Origin of the sequence: Psychrobacter sp. TB55-MNA-CIBAN-0194, from assembly GCF_040309505.1 — a bacterium.
GTDB classification, from domain to species: domain Bacteria; phylum Pseudomonadota; class Gammaproteobacteria; order Pseudomonadales; family Moraxellaceae; genus Psychrobacter; species Psychrobacter fozii.
Genome location: NZ_JBEOOW010000006.1, coordinates 1 through 20,780 on the forward strand (window position 1 = coordinate 1; position 20,780 = coordinate 20,780).

The 20,780-nt window shown below is 42.1% G+C and carries 17 protein-coding genes and 1 pseudogene; 9 read left to right on the top strand and 9 right to left on the bottom strand.

What is annotated here, in order from left to right; translation table 11 throughout:
• Nucleotides 1-271 precede the first annotated feature (271 nt).
• Nucleotides 272-1,453 carry an MFS transporter gene (locus tag AAEY75_RS08375; protein ID WP_352259335.1) on the bottom strand — a complete coding sequence of 394 codons (1,182 nt, stop codon included), beginning with the start codon at nt 1,451-1,453 and terminating at the stop codon, nt 272-274.
• Between the two features lie 265 nt (nt 1,454-1,718).
• Here AAEY75_RS08375 and AAEY75_RS08380 point away from each other — a divergent pair, with 265 nt between their 5' ends.
• The 4 genes from AAEY75_RS08380 to AAEY75_RS08395 all read left to right on the top strand — a co-directional run bounded on the left by AAEY75_RS08380 (nt 1,719) and on the right by AAEY75_RS08395 (nt 5,442).
• Nucleotides 1,719-3,098 carry an aminotransferase-like domain-containing protein gene (locus AAEY75_RS08380; RefSeq protein ID WP_352259336.1) on the top strand — a complete coding sequence of 460 codons (1,380 nt, stop codon included), beginning with the start codon at nt 1,719-1,721 and terminating at the stop codon, nt 3,096-3,098.
• A 610-nt stretch (nt 3,099-3,708) separates the two neighbouring features.
• Nucleotides 3,709-4,167 (top strand): hypothetical protein, encoded by a 459-nt coding sequence (locus tag AAEY75_RS08385; RefSeq protein ID WP_352259337.1) that lies wholly within the window; start codon nt 3,709-3,711, stop codon nt 4,165-4,167.
• Between the two features lie 281 nt (nt 4,168-4,448).
• On the top strand, nt 4,449-4,742 hold the full coding sequence (locus tag AAEY75_RS08390; protein ID WP_352259338.1) for a hypothetical protein: 294 nt from the start codon (nt 4,449-4,451) through the stop codon (nt 4,740-4,742).
• Between the two features lie 154 nt (nt 4,743-4,896).
• Nucleotides 4,897-5,442 (top strand): hypothetical protein, encoded by a 546-nt coding sequence (locus AAEY75_RS08395; protein ID WP_352259339.1) that lies wholly within the window; start codon nt 4,897-4,899, stop codon nt 5,440-5,442.
• A 231-nt stretch (nt 5,443-5,673) separates the two neighbouring features.
• On the opposite strand, the gene AAEY75_RS08400 is transcribed toward AAEY75_RS08395, so the two are convergent.
• Complete coding sequence (locus tag AAEY75_RS08400; RefSeq protein WP_110922643.1) at nt 5,674-6,396, bottom strand: Bax inhibitor-1/YccA family protein; 723 nt, start codon at nt 6,394-6,396, stop codon at nt 5,674-5,676.
• A 302-nt stretch (nt 6,397-6,698) separates the two neighbouring features.
• On the opposite strand from AAEY75_RS08400, the gene AAEY75_RS08405 reads away from it, so the two are divergent.
• Both AAEY75_RS08405 and AAEY75_RS08410 read left to right on the top strand, forming a co-directional pair.
• Nucleotides 6,699-7,706 carry an NAD(+) kinase gene (locus AAEY75_RS08405; RefSeq protein ID WP_181416247.1) on the top strand — a complete coding sequence of 336 codons (1,008 nt, stop codon included), beginning with the start codon at nt 6,699-6,701 and terminating at the stop codon, nt 7,704-7,706.
• A 68-nt stretch (nt 7,707-7,774) separates the two neighbouring features.
• Nucleotides 7,775-8,086: a YeaC family protein gene (locus AAEY75_RS08410; RefSeq protein ID WP_352259340.1), complete on the top strand. Its 312-nt coding sequence runs from the start codon at nt 7,775-7,777 to the stop codon at nt 8,084-8,086.
• A gap of 77 nt (nt 8,087-8,163) precedes the next feature.
• Here AAEY75_RS08410 and AAEY75_RS08415 read toward each other — a convergent pair whose 3' ends face one another.
• The 5 genes and pseudogenes from AAEY75_RS08415 to AAEY75_RS08435 form a co-directional block, all read right to left on the bottom strand.
• The gene (locus tag AAEY75_RS08415) at nt 8,164-8,538 is read right to left on the bottom strand and encodes a HopJ type III effector protein (RefSeq protein WP_110922646.1); all 375 of its coding nucleotides are present in this window, start codon (nt 8,536-8,538) and stop codon (nt 8,164-8,166) included.
• 123 nt (nt 8,539-8,661) lie between these two features.
• A pseudogene (gene csrA, locus AAEY75_RS08420) lies at nt 8,662-8,829 on the bottom strand (carbon storage regulator CsrA); the annotation flags it as partial.
• Between the two features lie 405 nt (nt 8,830-9,234).
• Nucleotides 9,235-10,521, bottom strand: a complete 1,287-nt coding sequence (locus tag AAEY75_RS08425; protein WP_197100008.1) for an aspartate kinase — start codon at nt 10,519-10,521, stop codon at nt 9,235-9,237.
• A 349-nt stretch (nt 10,522-10,870) separates the two neighbouring features.
• A complete protein-coding gene (gene alaS, locus AAEY75_RS08430; protein ID WP_352259341.1) occupies nt 10,871-13,543 on the bottom strand; it encodes an alanine--tRNA ligase in 2,673 nt (890 codons plus the stop codon).
• Between the two features lie 273 nt (nt 13,544-13,816).
• Entirely contained in the window at nt 13,817-15,607 is a 1,791-nt protein-coding gene (locus AAEY75_RS08435; RefSeq protein WP_352259342.1) for a DUF389 domain-containing protein, read from the bottom strand.
• Nucleotides 15,608-15,894: 287 nt separating this feature from the next.
• On the opposite strand from AAEY75_RS08435, the gene AAEY75_RS08440 reads away from it, so the two are divergent.
• Nucleotides 15,895-16,107 (top strand): hypothetical protein, encoded by a 213-nt coding sequence (locus AAEY75_RS08440; RefSeq protein WP_110922650.1) that lies wholly within the window; start codon nt 15,895-15,897, stop codon nt 16,105-16,107.
• Between the two features lie 161 nt (nt 16,108-16,268).
• On the opposite strand, the gene AAEY75_RS08445 is transcribed toward AAEY75_RS08440, so the two are convergent.
• Complete coding sequence (locus tag AAEY75_RS08445; protein WP_181416248.1) at nt 16,269-17,618, bottom strand: L,D-transpeptidase family protein; 1,350 nt, start codon at nt 17,616-17,618, stop codon at nt 16,269-16,271.
• Between the two features lie 355 nt (nt 17,619-17,973).
• Here AAEY75_RS08445 and prmB point away from each other — a divergent pair, with 355 nt between their 5' ends.
• Together prmB and aroC are read left to right on the top strand one after the other, a co-directional pair.
• The gene (gene prmB / locus AAEY75_RS08450) at nt 17,974-19,140 is read left to right on the top strand and encodes a 50S ribosomal protein L3 N(5)-glutamine methyltransferase (RefSeq protein WP_352259343.1); all 1,167 of its coding nucleotides are present in this window, start codon (nt 17,974-17,976) and stop codon (nt 19,138-19,140) included.
• A 112-nt stretch (nt 19,141-19,252) separates the two neighbouring features.
• Nucleotides 19,253-20,356 carry a chorismate synthase gene (gene aroC / locus AAEY75_RS08455; RefSeq protein ID WP_197131516.1) on the top strand — a complete coding sequence of 368 codons (1,104 nt, stop codon included), beginning with the start codon at nt 19,253-19,255 and terminating at the stop codon, nt 20,354-20,356.
• A gap of 171 nt (nt 20,357-20,527) precedes the next feature.
• On the opposite strand, the gene AAEY75_RS08460 is transcribed toward aroC, so the two are convergent.
• On the bottom strand, nt 20,528-20,758 hold the full coding sequence (locus AAEY75_RS08460; protein ID WP_197217606.1) for a hypothetical protein: 231 nt from the start codon (nt 20,756-20,758) through the stop codon (nt 20,528-20,530).
• Nucleotides 20,759-20,780: the final 22 nt, after the last annotated feature.

The window sequence follows — 20,780 nt, forward strand, 5'->3', positions numbered from 1 at the left end:
TTTAAAACGAATTTAGACTTTCGAGTTTAAGCAAGTTTCGCCTCAAACATTAGATTGTTTGAGGTTTTTTTGTGTCTGTGATATCACCTAAAACTCAGATTGGTGTTTGGCTAGACTTTCGAATAGAGAGGAATAGGCTATCTAAAGCATTTATTTCCTAGTGTTGTCCTTATTCTGCGCCTGCCTATTCTATTTCTTACTTTATCGTGTATCGCATTTTACGATTGATCAAAGAAAAATAATGCTGCTTTTATTTCTACTTAAGGTTTGATCAGGTAATTTTTCTCATTTCTAAGTTTGAATGACGCCTAACTTTCAACATAGGCTGGCTGGCAAACAAGACAATCACACCAACTAATGAAAACACACCAAAGGCGTAGAATGCAGTAGCAGCACCATACCGATCCACAATCAAACCAGTAAAGATGACAGGCACACTAAGCCCTATATATGCCATCAGAAAATAGCCTGCACTCGCACGTGCTTGCTCATTGCCAGCCGAGCGTGCGACTCCTAGCATACCTCCTAGATAGACAAAGCCATAACAACTACTGCTAGCTAAGAAAGCAGCCAAAAGAATCACTGGAAGATTGGCGTTCAACGTTCCCCAAGCCAATAAAGCATAAGCCGGTAGTAAGATCAAAAGACCAAGCCTGCTTGAGATTTGAGGGTCAAGTTTTCGGGCGATTGGCTGAACGATCAATCCACAACTGATGGCTAACATAGAGGATATCCCTGCATACTTAGCGAGTCCATGCGTGGCCAGTACAGAGGGAATAACTGACAACACCAATCCTGTCGTCGCCCAACAAATCAAAATACCGCTGCCATACCAAATGACTTCACGATTAAAATAAGGTAGCCGTAGCATAGATGTGGGCAAATTAGTGCGTTTAGGTGCTGTCTCTGGTAATTGATATAACAAAAACATAGCGAGTATCCCGCTCGCTAGCAGTAAGAAAAAACTGGCTGGCTGATCGGTTTCATAAAACATCAAAGAAACTGTCGTCAATACAGGACCAAGACCAAAACCTATCGTCGTACTGGCCGTCACCCACGCTGTCGCACGCATCGTATCTGATGAGCCAAGCAGCTCAATCATATAGGCCGTCGCCGTAGCAGCCATCAGAGCCGTTCCCACACCCAGTATGAATCGCGCTACTGCTAACGCTCGCGTGTACGGATAAAACAACATGAGAGCCGTCGCCGCTATTGATAGTGCCAAAGAGATTAAAATGGTCTTGCGTCGTCCGATTCGATCAGACAACCCACCAAAAGCTAATAATACGGGTATGACGCCTAATACATAAAAGGAAAACGCTATCGTAGTTGCTAGTACGCCATAGCCATCATTGTGTGCATAAACGGCATACAGCGGCCCTTGGATATTGACGCTTGTCGTTATTACGCATAAGGCAAATGCCAAATATTTATTGTATTTTTTCGTGGTCATATATCGCTGCTTTTTGAATAATAATCGTTGAATTGACTGAGGTTAGTGCGATTCACAAGAGAATCACACCTACCTCTACACTGTTTACGTTCAATGATTAAAACAAAAGCGCAGTAGGTTATCTATATACAATCCAGTACAATCAGACAGAACTGTTTGGTCTATAGAACCCATACAGTTCGAAAATCAAATCAATATATTGTCTCATCTATGATCTTGAGATAAAAATTTAACAAAAGCTGACCTACCAAAAATAGTAAAAAATATGAATAATAAATTCACGCGTATTGAAATTGTCATGGCTGACACAAAAGAGAAAATAGCGACCGTTATCTATATGCCAGAATCACGTCTGCCGTCTGTACGGGCAGCCGCTAAAAGCTATGGATTTTCACCATCTACCGTGGTTGAAGCCTATGAGCGCCTGCAAACTGAGGGAGTTATCTATTCTCGGCCTGGTGCAGGATTCTATGTGGCAGAGACGACGGCACCGCTATCATTGACAGATATAGCGCCAAAAATTGATCGAGTGGTAGATCCATTGTGGGTATCACGGCAGTCACTGGAGCCACCCGATGGTGCGCTAAAGCCAGGCTGTGGCTGGTTACCAGCAGATTGGCTGTTTGAGGCAGGTATACGCCGTGGCCTGCGAAATGTGGCAAAGGCTGACGTATCCATTATCAGTGAATATGCAACGCCGCTAGGACTGTTAGCATTGCGTCAATTACTCACGCGGCGTATGGCAGGATTGAGTATTAATGCAGAACCGTCAAAGGTCATATTGACGGATTCGGGCACTCAAGCGATAGATTTAATTTTTCGATTTTTGCTGACACCAGGTGATACGGTTGTCGTCGATGATCCTTGTTACTTTAATTTTCGAGCACAGCTGCTTGCCCATCGGGTCAAAGTGGTTGGTGTCCCTTATACGCCAAATGGGCCAGATGTAGATGCCTTTGCAGCGATTTTAGATGAGCATAAGCCGCGCCTGTACATCACCAACGCTGCCATTCACAATCCCACGGGCGCAACGTTATCACCGGCTACGGCATACCGTGTATTACAATTGGCTCAAGCGGCTGGCTTGTACATCATCGAAGACGATATTTTTGCAGATTTTGAAGTCAAGCCTGCAGCGAGATTGGCGGCTTTGGATGGTTTATCACGCGTATTCTATATCGGCAGTTTTTCTAAAACGTTATCCGCATCCCTACGCTGTGGTTATATTGCAGCGCCTACAGAATGGGTCGAGAGTTTGGTAGATTTAAAGATAGCGACTGGCTTTGGTGGCAGTCAGTTAGCAGCGGCGGTTGTGTTCTCAGCGTTGACTGATAGCGGCTACCGTAAGCATATGAATGATATCCATATTCGGCTGGCAAGCGCGCGTACTCATACGCTACCACGACTGGCTAAATTAGGCATCGTACCGTGGCTGCTCCCACAAGCAGGTATGTTCCTATGGTGCCGATTACCTGAGAATAACAATGCGACCGAATTGGCCAATCGTTGTTTATCAAAAGGTGTGGTATTGGCACCGGGCAATGTTTTTAGTCAGTCGGACAATGCTGAGAACTTTATGCGGTTCAATGTGGCGCAAATGAGTCATTCAAAAGTATTTGAGGTATTGGCTCAATCGATAACTTAGTGCGCTGCCTAAATATCAAGTGGTTAATATGAAAACTATGATAAGGGGGTATAAGTTGCCTTGTTTCTCAATATTTCAACTTTTATATGATGTTTTTTAAACGAATTTAAACTTTTGAGTTTAAGCAATTTTCGTTTCAAGCATTAGTTTGCTTGAGGTTTTTTTGTGTCTGCTGTTTCTGTTCAAGTGCCTTTTTTTATAGGTCTTTTCTTTTAAGCTTCCTCATTAAAAAATCTACGACATTAAAGTCCCGCCCTATAGGTGTATATCTTGTAGATGAAAATCACAGAATCAACAATATATTAGAAAGCAATATCTTTGTAATGTCAGTAAATAAAAAAGTAAGTTTTTGTTGTACTAATATTGCTGTTGCATTAATATTTCCAAATTAGAATAAATAATTGTCAGTAATGAAATGAGTGTATTTTACTAAATTTACCGATCATCTGTTGCAGATGACTAATATGAGTAAACTGATAATCTAATAATTGACCAACTATTTTATAACTGAAATCCCTTCCCTTGAGTAAGACATATGCTTGGATTCAAAATAAAGCGAAAACTGGACTTTTACGTAAGCGTATCTATATTTGTATTTATACTAATAAGTATGACTACAAAATATGCTGGTATAGGATTCCCTAAAGAAGACTCCCTCTTCTACACGACAGGTATTTTAGGTCTTCATGACAATGTGCGTCACACTAAACACCTAATGCTTGATAACGTCGCGGGTAATACAGAGACTCAAGTTTTTGCATGCGGCTATTCATTTTTCGATAACGGAAGAAGTAGTAACTGTGGTAACAGTTTTTATAAACCCTATCTAAATAAAGAAGCGACCATAGGATGGTATATACAAGATAAGTTTTTAATATTCAAAAACAACGTACCTCAAGTGGTGACTGTAGAAGTCGATGATAAGGTGATTATTAGTTACACGGATACTCTCAGAAAAATAAATAGCAAGAATAAACTTTATAGATTTATGATTTTATTTGCTTTTCCATTGTCAGTGCTTATGTACTGGTCGTTTAGTAAAGTGGGTAAAAAACCGATTAATAATTAACCAATTATCTTTACAATCGAAACTTCTTTTCTCGAGTAAGACATATGCTTGGATTCAAAATAAAGCGAAAACTGGACTTTTACGTAAGCGTATCTATATTTGTATTTATACTAGTAAGTATGACTACAAAATATGCTGGTATAGGATTCCCTAAAGAAGATTCCCTATTCTATACGACAGGTATTTTAAGCCTACATGACAACGTAGGTAACTCCAGGCATGTATAGATATATACCGGCGCTGAAAACAAACAAAGTCAGATTTTTTCTTGTAGTTATTCAGTGTTTGGGAATAGTGAAAACAGTGGACGTGGTTCAAAAAAATTCTACGATCCATATCTTGATAAAGAAGTAACAGTAGGCTACTACCAACAAAGAAAGCTATTATGGTTTAAAAATGATATGACACAGCTTGTCACTATGCAGTCAGGAGATGAAATTATTTACAGTTATGCTACTACTATTAATATCATACGTGGTCGTAACAAAGAGTATATATTTATGATTATCTTTTCTTTGCCGTTTTCTGTCTTCATGTATTGGGCAATTGATACGCTTCATAGAACAGGTAAGTAGTTATAAATCAATGTATTAGTATTATAGAGGGTTTTGATGAATAATTAGCTTGTGAACTGCTACAAGATCAAAAGCCATTACAACAAAGAAAAACTCATTATTTTGGGGGATTTTTCAAAATGACGTGTTAGATAACTTTTATAAGAAATAATTTATGTTCAAAAATCTCAGAAAATTTAGCGAGTTATCGAAATCTCAAAAAATCCATATCGTTATTCTCTTATTAACATTGTTTTTTTTCCCATCTAAACTTCTTTTAGAATGGAGCGGTAGAAATTTTCCTTTAAAGTCCGAACTCCATTATAGTGAAGGGATATTAGACTATGAAGGGTTTGGTGTCACTCTAAAATCTATAGAAGAACCTAGTAACGATATTGTTTTTAGTTGCCATTATACAGCTTTCACGACTAGAGATTCTGGCAGTTGTATGGATCGTAAGAATATTGAACCTTATTTAGATAAACCTGCAAAGATAGGCTGGTATTTTCAACCCGATTTTTTAGGGTTTAGTAATGATTTCCCACAGCTAGTAACCTTGGAAGTTGAGGGGGAGCAGAAAAGATATTATAAAAAAACATTAAAATTTACTAAAGATGCAAACATGATTTTTTTAGGCATAACTTTATTTATAAATATTTTTTGGTTATGGATTTTTATGAAAATTGTTTATCCAAAAGATACAATTTATGAAGAAAAATAATTCCCAAATCACATTAAAGTCAGATACTCATAGCTAGTTTGAATAATAGATAGCCCTATAAAAATTGAGAAAATCAACAATGCTCATTCCTTGCTCTATCTGATGAGTAAATTGCAAGAATATCATCACATTCTTAGTTGTGAACCAGTATTTACTTTGACTCACAAAAAAACCGCCTTTAATAAAAGACGGTTTTTTTGTATTAGCTTACTATTAGACAGTCTATTTATACTAATCTTGTAGATAGCTTAATAGACGCATAAACTCAATGTACATCCACACTAGCGTGGCAAGTATACCAATACTGAATAGCCACTCGTAGTCTTCAGAGATGCCCATTGCCACACCACGGTCGATATTATCGAAGTCCAATAGCAGTGTGAAAGAAGCGATAACAATAACGAATAAGCTAAAGCCAATAGCGATAACGCCGCCTTCAAACAAGAAAGGTAAGCTTGAGCCGAATGCTAAAGAAAGCACCCACTGTGCCACATAAACCAGCATGATGGCGATAACGGCTGAGGTCACAATTGAGCGGAACTTTTGAGTCACTTTGACTAGACCTGAACGATATAGCCCTAGCATAACGGCTGCGGTGACAAAAGTTGCACACATTGCAGTCACAGGCACGCTTGGATACATTCTCATAAAGAACAGTGAAATGCCGCCTAAAAATATACCTTCTAGTAGTGCATAAGGTACAGCCAAAGTCTTGGCTTTTTGTGGCTTAAAAGTGATGAAAAGAGCCAGAACGAATGCAGCAATCATGCTACCAAAGGCTGCCATCGTGATAAAACCCTGCGATAGACCTGCCATAAGTGCATAAAAGAAAAAGCCCACACCAGTGATAGCTGATAGCCCAAGTAATAGACTGGTCTTTTGAATAACGCCCTTGACCGTCATTGGATTCCCGCCGATCGCAAGTTCTGCGCGACTGACAATAGGATTGGCCATATATATGTCCCTAATAATAAAATATAAATGAGTTAGATAACAGCTACTTTAGCAAATCCGCCATTATTGTCAACTGTGTTTGCGTGACGGCCATAAAGGCCTGACGACATTCTGCAGTTGGTTATTGAATTATAATAATGTGATGCTCTGTAGCTAAATAAACACGTTTAAAAGTAACGTATGATAGCTTTTATATGGGGTCGATTACGACAGTTAACAACGATAATTCATAAACATGCTAGTCTAAGCGCTCATTTATCGCTATCATTACCTAGTATTTTACCGTTATACCGAGCCGTTTTATGGAAAACTCAGCGCAGTCAGCAAGATTGCCACACTTACATGAGTCAGAGCTGTTTCACGCTATCAAAAACCCTGCTTTTAGGCGTATCGGATTGATGGGCCGTGCAGGCAAGCGTAGTGTTACTCAAAGCCTCGTGCAAATTGCCCAAACGATCAATGATATGAACCTCACATTGATTATGGATGTAAAGACGGCCAACTTACCAACATTGAATCTCACTGAGATTGAAAAAGTTAAAATCGTTAAGCGCAGTCTAATCGGTGAAATTTGCGATTTGGTCATCGTTGTCGGTGGGGACGGGTCGATATTGCATGCCGCCGAAGCTTTAGCACGTTACCGTGTTCCTGTGCTGGGCGTTAACCGTGGTCGGCTTGGGTTTTTAGCAGATGTAAAGCCTGATGAGGCCGCATTTAAGCTACGCCAAGTCTTGATGGGTGATTACCAGCTAGATCATCGGTTCCTGTTGACTATGGAGATACGAGAAGGTCGTAAGATTATCCACGAAGACATGGCGCTCAACGACATCGTATTACATGCTGGAAAATCAGTACACATGATTGATTTTCAGATGAAAATTGACGAGCATGATGTTTATAGACAGCATAGCGATGGTTTGATAGCGGCGACACCGACTGGGTCTACCGCTTACGCACTGTCAGGTGGTGGCCCTATCATTCATCCAAGTATGGATGCCATCTGTCTAGTACCTATGCATCCACATACGCTATCTAGCAGGCCTATTGTGGTGAGTGGTAATAGTGAGGTGTGTATTCGTATTCACGAAGATAATCGCACGCAGCCGATGGTCAGTGCAGACGGTAAGCCGAGTGTGCCACTTGAGCAAGAGCAGCGGCTCTATATTCGCAAGCACCCTGATAAGTTAACACTGTTGCATCCACCAGGGTTTGATTTCTATGAAGCTTGTCGTACAAAGTTGCACTGGAACGTCCATGCTGAAGAATTCAGTCTGGATGTCGATGATGATATTATGGATGATGACGAATAACTTTATCCGTTATATAAAAACGTTAGATAGAATATGCTATAAAAAAATAGTAGTGGAGAGTAGATAAGATGGATAAGCAAACGATATTGGCAAGTTTGACGCCAGAAGTGGCTGATAAGTTTCGTATGGCGATTGAGATAGGTAAGTGGCCTGATGGTCGTAAGCTAACCGCTGAACAGCGTGAAACTTGTATGCAAGCCATCATGGTTTGGGAGCATGAGCACCTACCACCTTCTGAGCGTACTGGCTACATTCATAAACCAGTAAAAGACGATGGGTCTATCGTCGGGGCAGAATGTGATGTTGAGCATGAGCATCATTATCCCAACATGCCGAATCCTAAAGGGGCCGTGCAACCCGTTAAGTTCCGTGATAAATAAGCATTTATTATTGATGTAGATCACAATAAAAAAGCCACGCTATATATAGCGTGGCTTTTTTATTGTTTGATGATTGATTAAAGTGCAGTCGTATCAACGCTAGGGCGTACTGTCAGTGGGTTTTTTTGCATCAAAAACCCTTGCCAACCCCAATGTAAAAAATTACGAATATTGGCATGATCGGTACCATTAGGGGTTGCTTGAACTTTGGCATAATGCTCACCGAATAGTTTCAGCGTGTCTAATTGATCAAGACCATGGAGCTTAGCAAAGCCAAAAATCTTTGCACTACCTTCGTTTTCACCAGCTGCATTATGTACCATGCCGTTAACAAAAGGGGCAGGTGCATAGCGATAAAAATCATCAATAAAACTGATGACATCATTGAATCCAATGGCTTTTTTGTTCAAACCATTAAGTAGAGCCGATATGTCTGATTGGCGAATACTCATAAATAAATGACCTCAGAGCAGATTAGAAAAGTGAAAATATATCGATTAGCGATTAAAATAGTCTTCATCATCGAAAGAAGGCGCAAAACTGCCTTGCTCAAGATGTTGCATTTGCGACTGTACAGAACGCTCATGCTGAATACGTTGATAAATCTCTTCGCGGTGTACGGCAATATCTTTAGGTGCATTTACACCGATACGTACTTGATTGCCTTTGACACCTAGGACAGTCACACTGACCTCATCACCAATCATTAGCGTTTCGCCCACGCGGCGTGTCAAAATTAACATGCGTCACACTCCTTATGTCGCATCAACAAATTATTACTCATTAGATTACTTCTCAATTGCAGGACATCACCGCAGTATTAAACATACTATATATCAGCATAACTAAAATAATTAGCGTAGTGCCAATGGCGGTAATGATAGGTAGATTCATTTAGCCCAAATGAAAGCCCATTATAGGGGGCATGGCAGAGACTGTCACGAGTTTTCACAAAACTATTAGGTAACTACTAACGTCAGCAATAATAAAAAATAAAAATAGGATCTCAAGAGACCCTATTTAATTGAACGTATTATTGAATGTTATTAGTAACCCATGAGTGGTAACTGCGCCAGCCAAATCTATTATTGTTAACTAAAATAATAGCCCAGCCACTATAAAGAGCACATCAGAATTATAAGCGGCTATTATAGCCCAGCGATTTTACTTTCGCCATCTTCGCGATCCAGACCAAATGCGGTATGTAATGATTTAACCGCTTTTTCTAAATGCTGGTCTTGAATCAGTACAGAGACTTTGATTTCACTGGTCGATATCATTTGGATATTGATGTTGTTTTCAGCGAGCGTCTGGAACATAAGACTAGCGACACCAGCGTGCGAGCGCATGCCAACACCCACTAATGAGACTTTGACGACTTCACTGTTACCTAAGACTTCTTTTGCACCAATCTCGTCTTTGACTTCTTCATTCAGCACTTTCATGGTTTTGTCTAAATCAGAGCGATTGACAGTAAAAGTAAAGTCGGTTGTGCCATTGGTCGAGAGGTTTTGTACGATCATATCGATTTCGATATTGGCGCGTCCAATCGGACTCAAGATAGCAGAGGCAATACCAGGGTGGTCAGGTACACCGCGTACTACAATTTTTGCTTCGTCTCGGTTAAAGGCGATACCTGAGATGATTGCCTGTTCCATACTATCTCCTTCGTCTATCGTAATTAAGGTGCCGACATTGTCTTGAAATTCTTGGTCAAAGCTACCGTCTGTGTTTTCATCAAAGCTAGATAGTACACGTAAAGGTACACCATATTTACCCGCGAACTCTACGGAACGAATCTGTAGAATCTTAGAGCCAAGACTTGCCATCTCAAGCATTTCTTCAAAGGTAATTTTTTCAAGTTTCTTAGCTTTTGAGGTGACACGAGGGTCAGTGGTGTAGACGCCATCAACATCGGTATAGATTTGACATTCATCCGCGCCCAAAGCCGCCGCAATAGCGACACCAGTAGTATCAGAGCCACCGCGCCCTAATGTGGTCGCGTTGCCTTCATCATCAATACCTTGGAAGCCTGCGACGATGACAATATTGCCAGCATCTAATTGCTCGCGAATATTTTTATCATCGATGCTTTCGATACGGGCTTTGTTGTGGGCGCTATCGGTCTTAATTGCGACTTGACGGCCAGTAAATGAACGCGCACCGATACCAAGCTCTTTAATCGCCATAGCAAGCAATGAGATAGAGACCTGCTCACCTGTCGAAACCATTTGGTCGTATTCACGAGGATCAGGCTGAGTGCTAATTTGGCGAGCCAGATCGATCAAACGGTTGGTTTCGCCGCTCATGGCAGATACCACAACGACCACTTGATGACCGTTGTCATGCCAGCGTTTGACTCGTTTGGCGACGTTTTTGATGCGGTCGATACTGCCCATCGAGGTGCCGCCGTATTTCTGTACTATTAACGCCATAAAAATCTACCTATTATTCATTAATGGCCTTTTGTTGTCATCAATGAGAGCCAATGTCGCCATGTGACGCTCAATCGATGTTTGCATAGACAAAGCCGTATTATAAGAGTTGCGCCCTATGCCTTTCATTTATTCAATGGTGCTTGTATTCCATGGTACTTATATTTAATGGTGCTTAACAGTTAATGAATGAACAATGTGTTCAAACGTTGACCTTTATATCATATCTACGTCACCACGTTAAGTGCTAGTACGGCTTAGATGTATGGCGATTGGTTATAATGGTTATAACCAATCACGTATTGTACGTTTGAGTATGCAGTGTTTTGCTCAGTTGGCTCTCTACTATCTAGCCAAGCTGGTCTGCAATCCAAGCAGGTAGGGCATCGATGACAGCCGCACTGTTACCAGATTTTGGTGCGCCGCCCTGTGCATAGTCTGGCTTACCACCACCTTTACCACCCAGCTCACCTGCCAAATAACGAATGATATCACCCGCTTTTACTTTGGCTATGACAGATTTCGCTACACTGGCTGCTAGGGCTAACTGATCGTCTTTATCACCCACCAATACAATAACGCTATCTGGAAGTTTAGATTTGATATCGTCCATCAGCGTGCGGATTGACTTACCATCGATACCGCTTAACATGCTGATAAGTACAGGCGTACCTGCGATAGTCTGGACGTCGTCGAGTAAGTTGGCTGCTTGGGCACTGGCGATTTTTTGTTGCAAGCGCTCTAGTTGTTTTTCTAGATCGCGTTGCTTATCTGCCATAGTACGGACACGCTGTGCAACTTCTGGGCGTTTTACTTTAAGCTGACTTGCTAGCTCGCTCAATTGTTGCTCGCTTTGCTGAATGTTTTTGACCGCATTCATGCCAGTAACGGCTTCAATACGGCGAATACCAGCAGCAATGCCTGACTCGCTCGTGATTTTCAACAGGCCAATATCACCAGTACGCTGTACATGCAAACCGCCACATAGCTCGATAGAGAAGGGCTTGCGTTGACCATCTACGATACTGTCTGTACCCATGGTAAGCACACGAACCTCACTGCCGTATTTTTCACCAAACAGCGCCATTGCACCGTTTTTCATGGCTTCATCAATCGACATGTTCTCGATACGGGCAGGGGTATTGGCTTGGATTTGCTCATTGACGAGACGTTCGATACGACTGATTTCAGCAATGCTAACGGGTCTGTCATAAGAGAAGTCAAAACGTAATACTTCGCTTGATACTAGTGAGCCTTTTTGCGTGACCTCATCACCCAATACTTCTCTTAGCGCTGCATGTAACAGGTGAGTAGCCGAGTGGTTTTTGGCACTGGCTGCACGGATGCTAGAGAGTACTTGCGCATCAGCCGTTTGTTTGGCGTTAATCTCACCCATGGTGACAACACCATAGTGAATAATGGCTTGACCAGATTTTTTGGTATCTTGAACTTCAAAGACACCAGATGCGGTACGAATTTCGCCCAGCTCACCAACCTGACCACCACCTTCGGCATAAAATGGGGTACGGTCAAGCACAACAACACCTTCCATACCTTCATTCAAGCTTTCTGCTGAATTGCCGTCTTGATAAAGCGCGTCAATCGTCACGCCTTCTTCTTCAAGTTGCTCATAACCGATAAAGGTCGTCGGCGTTTCTACTTGAATGACGCTGCTATAATCGACGTCGAATTTACCAGCATCACGCGCACGCTCACGTTGTGCTTGCATGTGCTCATCGAACTCAGCCTCATTGATAACAATACCGCGCTCACGAGTGATGTCAGCGGTCAAATCAAGCGGGAAGCCATAAGTGTCATATAGCTTAAAGGCGGCTTCACCAGATAGCGTGTCACCATCTTGCAAGCCTTCAAGTTCGCTGGCAAGCAAACGCAGCCCTTGCGCTAGTGTCTTAGCAAACTGTGTCTCTTCTTTTTGAATGGCATTTTCAATAGCGCTTTGCTTATCTTTTAGCTCAGGATAGGCATGGCCCATTTCAGCAACTAATGGTGCGACCATCTTATAGAAAAAGTCACCATCTGCACCCAGCTTGTTACCATGGCGCACCGCACGACGGATCACACGGCGTAGCACATAGCCACGGCCTTCATTGCTTGGTGTGACACCATCAGCAATCAAAAAGGCAACGGCACGAATGTGATCGGCGATGACTTTCAATGATGATTGCTGCTCATTGTTAATTTCTAAAATCTCAGCTGCTGCATCCATCAAATGGATAAACAAATCGATCTCGTAGTTGCCATGGACGCCTTGCATGATCGCACTGATACGCTCAAGACCCATGCCTGTATCCACACTAGGGGCTGGAAGTGGTAATAGCGTACCGTCTTTTTGACGGTTGAACTGCATAAACACACAGTTCCAAATCTCGATATAGCGGTCGCCATCTTCTTCAGGTGTGCCCGGTAGGCCGCCCTCGATATCTGCACCATGATCATAAAAGACTTCGGTACAAGGACCACAAGGACCAGTGTCGCCCATCGTCCAAAAGTTGTCTGACGCATACGGCGCGCCTTTGTTATCACCAATACGAATGATGCGATCGCTCGGGATGCCGATATTTTTATTCCAAATATCAAAGGCTTCATCATCGGTTTCATAGATGGTGACATAGAGACGGTCTTTATCAATTCCTAACCAGTCACTCGATGTCAAAAACTCCCAAATATACTCAATACCGGCTTGCTTAAAGTAATCGCCAAATGAGAAGTTGCCCAACATTTCAAAGAAAGTGTGATGACGGGCAGTGTAGCCAACATTATCTAAGTCATTGTGTTTACCGCCAGCACGTACGCACTTTTGCGAGGACACAGCACGTGTATAGTCACGTGGCTCCATGCCCAAAAACGTCTCTTTAAACTGATTCATACCGGCATTGGTAAATAGCAATGTCGGATCGTTATGCGGAATCAGACTAGACGATGGGACTGTAGTGTGCTGCTTGCTTATGAAAAAATCGATAAAGGCTTGGCGAATATCGGCTGAGCGAAATGGCTGGCTCACAGCGGCTCCTTACTGACGGATAGAATTGAGTAGATGAAGTAAAATAATTTTGCAAGCGATTTTAGCACAAACGCCCAAGCTCTTGGTACAAGAGTTACAACTGCAGGGTTATTCTGTGGATATAGTCAATACTATATCAACCAGATAGCGCGTCAGGATTGCTAATTCTACTAGTCGTAGTGCTTTCACTTGCCTTCATTATTGTATCCAAATTATCTTGAGACGACCATAGCCAGTATTTTAAAGCATTAAAAAATCTGGCTCGCAAATGAATTAGTTGGTCAAAATCGCTGCATCAGTTTCGTCCAATCTATCTTGTATCAATGGATTGGATTCAATCACCTGTACTGGCAAGTAGCGCAGTTGTAGTTTAATGGGTAAATATTTGGGAAAGTTTGTCGCCATATCTTGGGTAATTGCTAATTCAATTTGACGGACATCGTATGAGCTAGGCGTTGTCTCCCCGCGAATGACAGCACGTACGACTTGGTTGTCATCGACAGTTTCGAATTGGGTATTGGTTAGCACGTTGCCCTTATCAATGAAGTAACTATTGATGGTTTCTTTAACGCTACTCTCAAACACTTGCTGTTTGGCATTGGTCTGTAGATTGATGGTCAAATAAGTACCCAAGCCACCTAACAATAATAAAGTCACGGCATTACGTCGCAAAAAAGTTAAGTAAGTATTTGATTTATAATCGTCATCAACCAAACGTCGAAACCCTAGCAGCCAAAGCACTAAGGCATTGGTAAATTGAATGGCAATAATGTTGGTGATGGCTAATAAAAATGCACCGAGTCCGAGCTGTAGCTCACTATTAGCCAATAAAATACCACTAGCAGCAAGTGGTGGCACCAGTGCGGTGGCAACGGCTACGCCCACAACGGCAACCGAGAGGTGCGGCGAGACCATCGCATAAGCACCAGCAGTACCACCTGCTAGAGCAATCATCAAATCCATGGATGTTGGCTGAGTACGGGACAGTATTTCTGCTGTTAAAGGCTGGTCTTTGTGTAGCCAGCCCACGATAAAGCCAACCAATATCACCAATGACACACCGATGAGCATGGTGATAAGTGACCTGCGCAGTAGCGGCATACGATGGTCAATAATGGCTAATGCGACACCAGTAATCGGTCCTAGCATCATGGCCACTAACATAGCTCCAATGACCACCGCTGCTGAGTTGGTCACCAGTCCATAACTGGCGATAATGGCAGACAGTATGTTCATGATGAAATACATTTTACTAGGCAGCGCATTGGCTTCAATTCTTACTCGGACTTCTGGATAGTCTACTTTTTGATTGCTAAATTGCTCGGCAACAAACTGCTTATAAGATTCTAGTTTGGCTTCCTTTTGTTCTTTAACTTCTTCCTCTAGGTCTTCGCTATCTTGATCTGTTTGATTGTTGGTCTCATCCTTTATGGTGACTTTTTGAGCATTGTCTTTATTATGCTGACTGCTTTGTGTTGTAGCACTCTTATGCTTATTTGCAATAGCGTTTGTTGATTCATTTACGGATTGCTCTGAATCCACACTCTGTTCTATCGAGCTGTCTTCTATATCACTATCAGAAACTGTTACTTCAGCGTCGGCTTCCTCTTGAGAGGTTTGCGTAGTGCTGTCATCATAATCTTGACTTTTTTTTGTAGATTCAGGATTTTCTAGGTGAGTATGTTCAATATCAGTATGGTTTGAATCTGGTTCAGTCTCTGGTGTTAAGTCTTCAGTAGAAGGCCGTGATTTATCTTCAGAGGTGTTGGATTCAGGTGTTGTGGTATCAGGTGTCTCTAATGTCGCAACTGCTACATCTGGACTGATCGATTCTATGATTACTTTTGCGTCAGGATTTTGTGTATCTGCCATGTCCTTATCGGATTCATTTTCGTCATGATGCTCTAAATACTCTGAAGGTTCAGCATTTTTTGCAGTACTGTCTGGCTCAGAGCTATCAGTCTCATTCGCGACCATAGCGTTTTCTTTTTCAGGCTTAGTCATCGCTAATGATTGTTTGGTAGTACTCGTATCATTAGGCGGTTTTTCTTCAGATGAGGTCATAGCAGGTAGCTTTTTTAGAAAGACAAAGAAAATCATTATTGTAATGATAAATAGAGGAAGGTGTATGAGTTTTTTGCGAACAAGAAGAGAAGTTAGTCGGTAACTGATAATAGCTGAAAGGTAATATTTATGATATTGAGACTACCAGAAAAAACCTTAATATTAACATGGCTTTTGCTCTGAATCATCTGTTATGGCTACTCTATGGGTCTATATTAAATACTTACTTTTAATGTGGGTTTAGTGTATAAAGGTACTATATCCATAATAAAAGTAAGGAGTATCTTATGAACTGGCCATTATTTTCTGTCATTTATTCAATAGCAGCAACCGTTACCATTGGTGTGTTTATAGTTGCCACGTTAGTAACAGGTTTTAATGAGATATTGCATGTGCAAATAGCAGTCGCATTGGGCATTTTGGTATCTATCCCAGCAGGGTTATTCTTTACCAAAAAAGTCGGTAGTATCACTGGCAATGAGGAAGGGTATAAAGTGTAGGACATTTTGAACACTCACAGATAGTCTCTGTCAGCGCCACGATTGAATGTTTAACACGCTTTAAGATATCTTGAGGGTATTCAACCATCATTTATAGTCAGACATAAAAAAAGACCTTGATATAGTTCAAGGTCTTTTTTGGTCACTATAATAGTGGAGTGTTATTGAAGTTCGACTACTGCGCCATTTTCAACGTTTGCATAGACCTCTAGTACATCCCAGTTGGTCAAACGCACACAACCTGCTGACCCTTGACGGCTGATGCCTTCAGGTACTGGTGAACCATGTAAACCATAAGAAGGTTTAGACAATCCCATCCAAACAACGCCTACTGGATTATTTGGTCCTGGTGCGATCATATGCACTTTCTTTTGAGCACCTTCGCCGACTGTTGACTTATACCAAGGCATTTTCACTTTATTGATGATCTTGAACGTACCTTTTGGTGATGGTGTAGCAGCACTACCGACAGTCGTCGGATAGGTAGCAACCAGTTTGTCACCATTGTATGCATACAGGGTTTGGTCTGCTTTGTTAGCAACAATACGGTTGATACGTTGGTTAAGCTCGCCACGGTTGTTCAATACTGTGATGGTTTCACCGACTTTGTACTCTTTGTTCTTGTTCAACTTATCAAGGTAGCGTACGTCCATGTGGAAACGTTCGCCGAGCATCTCTTTGATGTCTTGATAATACAAACCTTTCATTTTTGACTTGGCTTCTGAACCAGAAGGAGTAGTCGCAAAGTTGGTATCAAGATCTGCTTTAGTCAGCGTATAGGTGACCAGTACGGGCTTATTAGCAGGAATGTTTTTGATCAAAGCATCCCATGTTTTTTGGTCCATTTTACCGTTAGCAGTCAAACCCTTCATGGTTTGAAAGTTGATAAGGGCTTTTTTACTGTTCATACCCCAACCACCATCGATAGGACCAGGAGAAGCATGGTTCCAATCGAGTAACGCTTGCATCTTGATAGTCATCGCTGAGTTGACTTTCATGTTTGGTGACCAGACAGAACTATTCACTTGCTTGGCATAGTTTGATAGGTTCAAGGTAGTGTGTCTTTTACCATCTTTGTCTTCGATATTTTTGATGGTAGGGTCATCACTAAAGTCTTGACGTTTTTCGTTTTCAGGCAATTCAAAAGAAAGTGGATCAGATGAATCGATAGAGGCTAGGTTGCTAGGAGCAGCAACCGCTTGACCTTCGCTTATATCGTCAGTACGGTCAGCCTGCTCATCTTTACGCATCAGCTCAGCTGCGCTCATATTATCAGGCGCCGCCGCTTTCGGTGCTTGTTTTGAATCGATTAGCTGCGTCATGTTGTCAGTCGCTGTACGACTGTCTAACGAGTTGCTGCGATTTTCTTGCACATTGAGGCTAACTTTTTTCGCAAGCGAATCCGCTGTACGTACTGGCAATGTGCGAGTCGTATCGGCAGTGGCAGCAATGGCACTAACGCTGACAGCAGCGATAGAAATAGCAGTAATAATAGGCTTTATTTTCATCATGTTGAATCACTTGTAGTTGGTACTAATGTGGCTATTATGCGCATAATTTGGATGCTTCGCAAACTTTAGACACATCTTTTTTCACTTAATGCTTGCCAAACGTCAACTGCTGACGTATTCACTACAGTTGGGTAATAACTGAGCGAGAGTTTAGATAGGGTAATAGCTCATGATATGACTGAAGTTAATTACATTTCCTATTATCTCTACAAACACAAAAATGCAAATATTGGCGCTACTTAGTGTTTATGTCTATAATGTATAATTAGAATATTAATTAATAGATCGGCTTTTAGTAGAAGCGATTTAACCCACCCACATGTCGTCAACGAACATGTAATCAGCAAGGTATGATATGTCAGAAGACCAAACAATGAGCGCAGAAGAGTTTCAAAACCAGTACTTCAATGACGATAGTCTAGAAGATAATATGGCGTTTGATTTGGAGTCTGGGCTTCTCGGTGAGGACGATCAATTTGCCAATTTGCATGCAGAGCTAGAAGAAGCGCGAGAGCAGCTCGTTAGTATTCGCGATTTCATTCGTTTTTCAGTGACTCAACTACGCAATTATGATGTGGTTGTTGCCCAAGGTACTACCGATGAATTCGCAGAGGCGTCTGCCATTGTATTGCATTCATTGTCTCTAGACTGGTCAGCGAATGAGCAGATTCTTGATTGTCGTTTGACGACTTCAGAGAAACAGCTAGTGCTAAGCCTGCTAGAAGAGCGCATCGCTGAACGTAAGCCACTCAGTTATTTGATTAACTTGTCATACTTCTGTGATTTGCCTTTTTATGTCGATGAGCGTGTTTTGATTCCACGTTCACCGATAGCAGAATTGATACGTCAGCAGTTTCATCCTTACTTTGAGGTGACTGAATTGGCCAAGCCTTTAGGACTCAGTCCTAACGAGCAAGGCGCAGCATTTTACGATCATGGCCTAGACGTCAAGCAACTGTCGCAGCCTGAGCGTATTTTGGATATGTGTACCGGTTCTGGTTGTATTGCTATCGCGCTTGCGACCCGTTTCGTCGATGCATTGGTTGATGCTGTCGATATCGATAAAGGTGCGCTAGAAGTAGCGATGGTCAACGTTGATCATCATGATCTTGGTCATCAGGTTAATGTGATTGAATCAGATCTGTTTGCGAAGATTCCTACTGAAAACCAGTATGAGCTCATCGTCACTAATCCACCGTACGTCGATGCGGCCATCATGGCAGACTTGCCACCTGAGTTTTTATATGAGCCTGAGCATGCACTAGCTGCTGGTCAAGATGGGCTAGACTTGGTACATCGTATCTTGTTTGAAGCGCCAGATTATCTAAGCCCAGAAGGTCTGCTAATTTGCGAAGTGGGCGATAGCGAATGGGCGTTAAAACAAGCCTATCCTGAAATCCAGCTTGACTGGTTGAAGTTTGCCCACGGCGGTCATGGTGTTTTTGCGATTACCTATGATGAGCTTATGACCCATCGTCAGTTGTTTGCCTCTTATGTACAGCTATTAGACAGCATTCAATAGTCAAATATGAGTCGTGACGAATTACTGATTATCATAATAATCGGTAATTCGTCACAGTCACAAACGATGAATAAAATAAGCATAAGTTGCGTTTACTTATTTAAGGATAGATATGGCAGGCAATAGTATCGGACAGGTTTTCACTGTCACTACGTGTGGAGAGTCTCATGGCGCAGGCCTTATGGCTATCGTCGATGGCGTGCCACCCGGTTTGGTTTTGTCTGAAGAAGATTTGCAAGTAGACTTAGATCGCCGTAAACCAGGGACGTCTAAGTACTCGACTCAGCGCCGTGAATCTGATGAAGTTGAGATTATCTCTGGCGTATTTGAAGGTAAAACGACAGGTACGTCTATTGGCTTACTGATTCGTAATACCAATCAAAAATCTAAAGATTATAGCGAGATTAAAGATACTTTTCGTCCAGGTCATGCCGACTATACTTATAGTATGAAATATGGCTTTCGCGATTATCGTGGTGGTGGTCGTTCATCAGCACGTGAGACGGCGATGCGCGTTGCGGCTGGTGCCATTGCAAAAAAATATCTGCAAGACCGTTTAGGCGTGCAAGTCCGTGGTCATGTGACTCAGATTGGCAATGAATACAGTAACGTCACAGATGCTAGTCAAATTGATTGGGAATTCGTCAATAGTAATCCATTCTTTTGTGCTGACAAAGAAGCGGTGACTCGCTTTGAGTCATTAATCGATAACTTGCGCCGTGAAGGCACCAGTTGCGGTGCGCGTCTAGAAGTGATCGCAAGCGGTGTCCCTGTCGGACTTGGTGAGCCAGTATTTGATCGATTAGATGCTGACATTGCTCATGCTATGATGAGTATCAATGCGGTAAAAGGCGTTGAAGTGGGTGATGGTATGGCAGTGGCTGGACAGTTCGGTCACAGCTCTCGTGATGAGCTAACGCCAGACGGTTTTACTGCCAATCATGCTGGCGGTATACTAGGCGGTATTTCATCTGGGCAAGACATCCGTGTCAGTATTGCCCTGAAGCCAACGTCTAGTATTACCACCGCTGGCAAGAGTATCAACACGCAAGGTGAGTCGATCGATATGCTGACCAAGGGTCGTCATGATCCGTGTGTTGGTGTCCGTGCCACGCCTATCGCAGAAGCCATGCTAGCGATTGTATTGCTCGACCATTACCTGCGTCATCGTGGTCAAAACGGCGATGTGAAGCAGCCGGTAGAGTCGATTACATAGCTTTAGTGTTAGTAGCAACACTAGCACCAGTATTTTTATCGTAATGTGATTGAAAAAGCCCTGCGCTGGCTCTAATGATTTCTGATTAGAGTTAGTACAGGGCTTTTTTATGGATGAGTATAAAGTTCTTAAATTGGTGGGTTGCTATCTGATGTAAAGTTGAATAAGTGCTTAAGCCGCTATTTGATAAGCATCAATAGCCACACACCGTTGATGGCGAAATACCAATAATACCTGCTGACTGGGAATAGCGAGCCAATGTCCAAACTCAATACTATCGATACCTTGATTTGACAAAATCTGTGCGCAATGATGACGACTATGACCTAGCAAGCTCTCAATCAATTGACCTGCGATAAGCTTGTTATTAACAATATGGTTGGTAATAAGTGTGTGTTGCATCGTATCTCTATCCTTAATCTGT

Bases quoted from the DNA above. Each gene is read 5' to 3' on its own strand.
- aroC (WP_197131516.1), top strand. From the start codon at position 19,253: ATGGCAGGCAATAGTATCGGACAGGTTTTCACTGTCACTACGTGTGGA.
- AAEY75_RS08385 (WP_352259337.1), top strand. From the start codon at position 3,709: ATGACTACAAAATATGCTGGTATAGGATTCCCTAAAGAAGACTCCCTC.
- AAEY75_RS08440 (WP_110922650.1), top strand. From the start codon at position 15,895: ATGAACTGGCCATTATTTTCTGTCATTTATTCAATAGCAGCAACCGTT.
- AAEY75_RS08395 (WP_352259339.1), top strand. From the start codon at position 4,897: ATGTTCAAAAATCTCAGAAAATTTAGCGAGTTATCGAAATCTCAAAAA.
- AAEY75_RS08460 (WP_197217606.1), bottom strand. From the start codon at position 20,758: ATGCAACACACACTTATTACCAACCATATTGTTAATAACAAGCTTATC.
- AAEY75_RS08380 (WP_352259336.1), top strand. From the start codon at position 1,719: ATGAATAATAAATTCACGCGTATTGAAATTGTCATGGCTGACACAAAA.
- AAEY75_RS08375 (WP_352259335.1), bottom strand. From the start codon at position 1,453: ATGACCACGAAAAAATACAATAAATATTTGGCATTTGCCTTATGCGTA.
- AAEY75_RS08405 (WP_181416247.1), top strand. From the start codon at position 6,699: ATGGAAAACTCAGCGCAGTCAGCAAGATTGCCACACTTACATGAGTCA.
- AAEY75_RS08400 (WP_110922643.1), bottom strand. From the start codon at position 6,396: ATGGCCAATCCTATTGTCAGTCGCGCAGAACTTGCGATCGGCGGGAAT.
- AAEY75_RS08445 (WP_181416248.1), bottom strand. From the start codon at position 17,618: ATGATGAAAATAAAGCCTATTATTACTGCTATTTCTATCGCTGCTGTC.
- AAEY75_RS08425 (WP_197100008.1), bottom strand. From the start codon at position 10,521: ATGGCGTTAATAGTACAGAAATACGGCGGCACCTCGATGGGCAGTATC.
- AAEY75_RS08410 (WP_352259340.1), top strand. From the start codon at position 7,775: ATGGATAAGCAAACGATATTGGCAAGTTTGACGCCAGAAGTGGCTGAT.
- prmB (WP_352259343.1), top strand. From the start codon at position 17,974: ATGTCAGAAGACCAAACAATGAGCGCAGAAGAGTTTCAAAACCAGTAC.
- AAEY75_RS08435 (WP_352259342.1), bottom strand. From the start codon at position 15,607: ATGACCTCATCTGAAGAAAAACCGCCTAATGATACGAGTACTACCAAA.
- AAEY75_RS08415 (WP_110922646.1), bottom strand. From the start codon at position 8,538: ATGAGTATTCGCCAATCAGACATATCGGCTCTACTTAATGGTTTGAAC.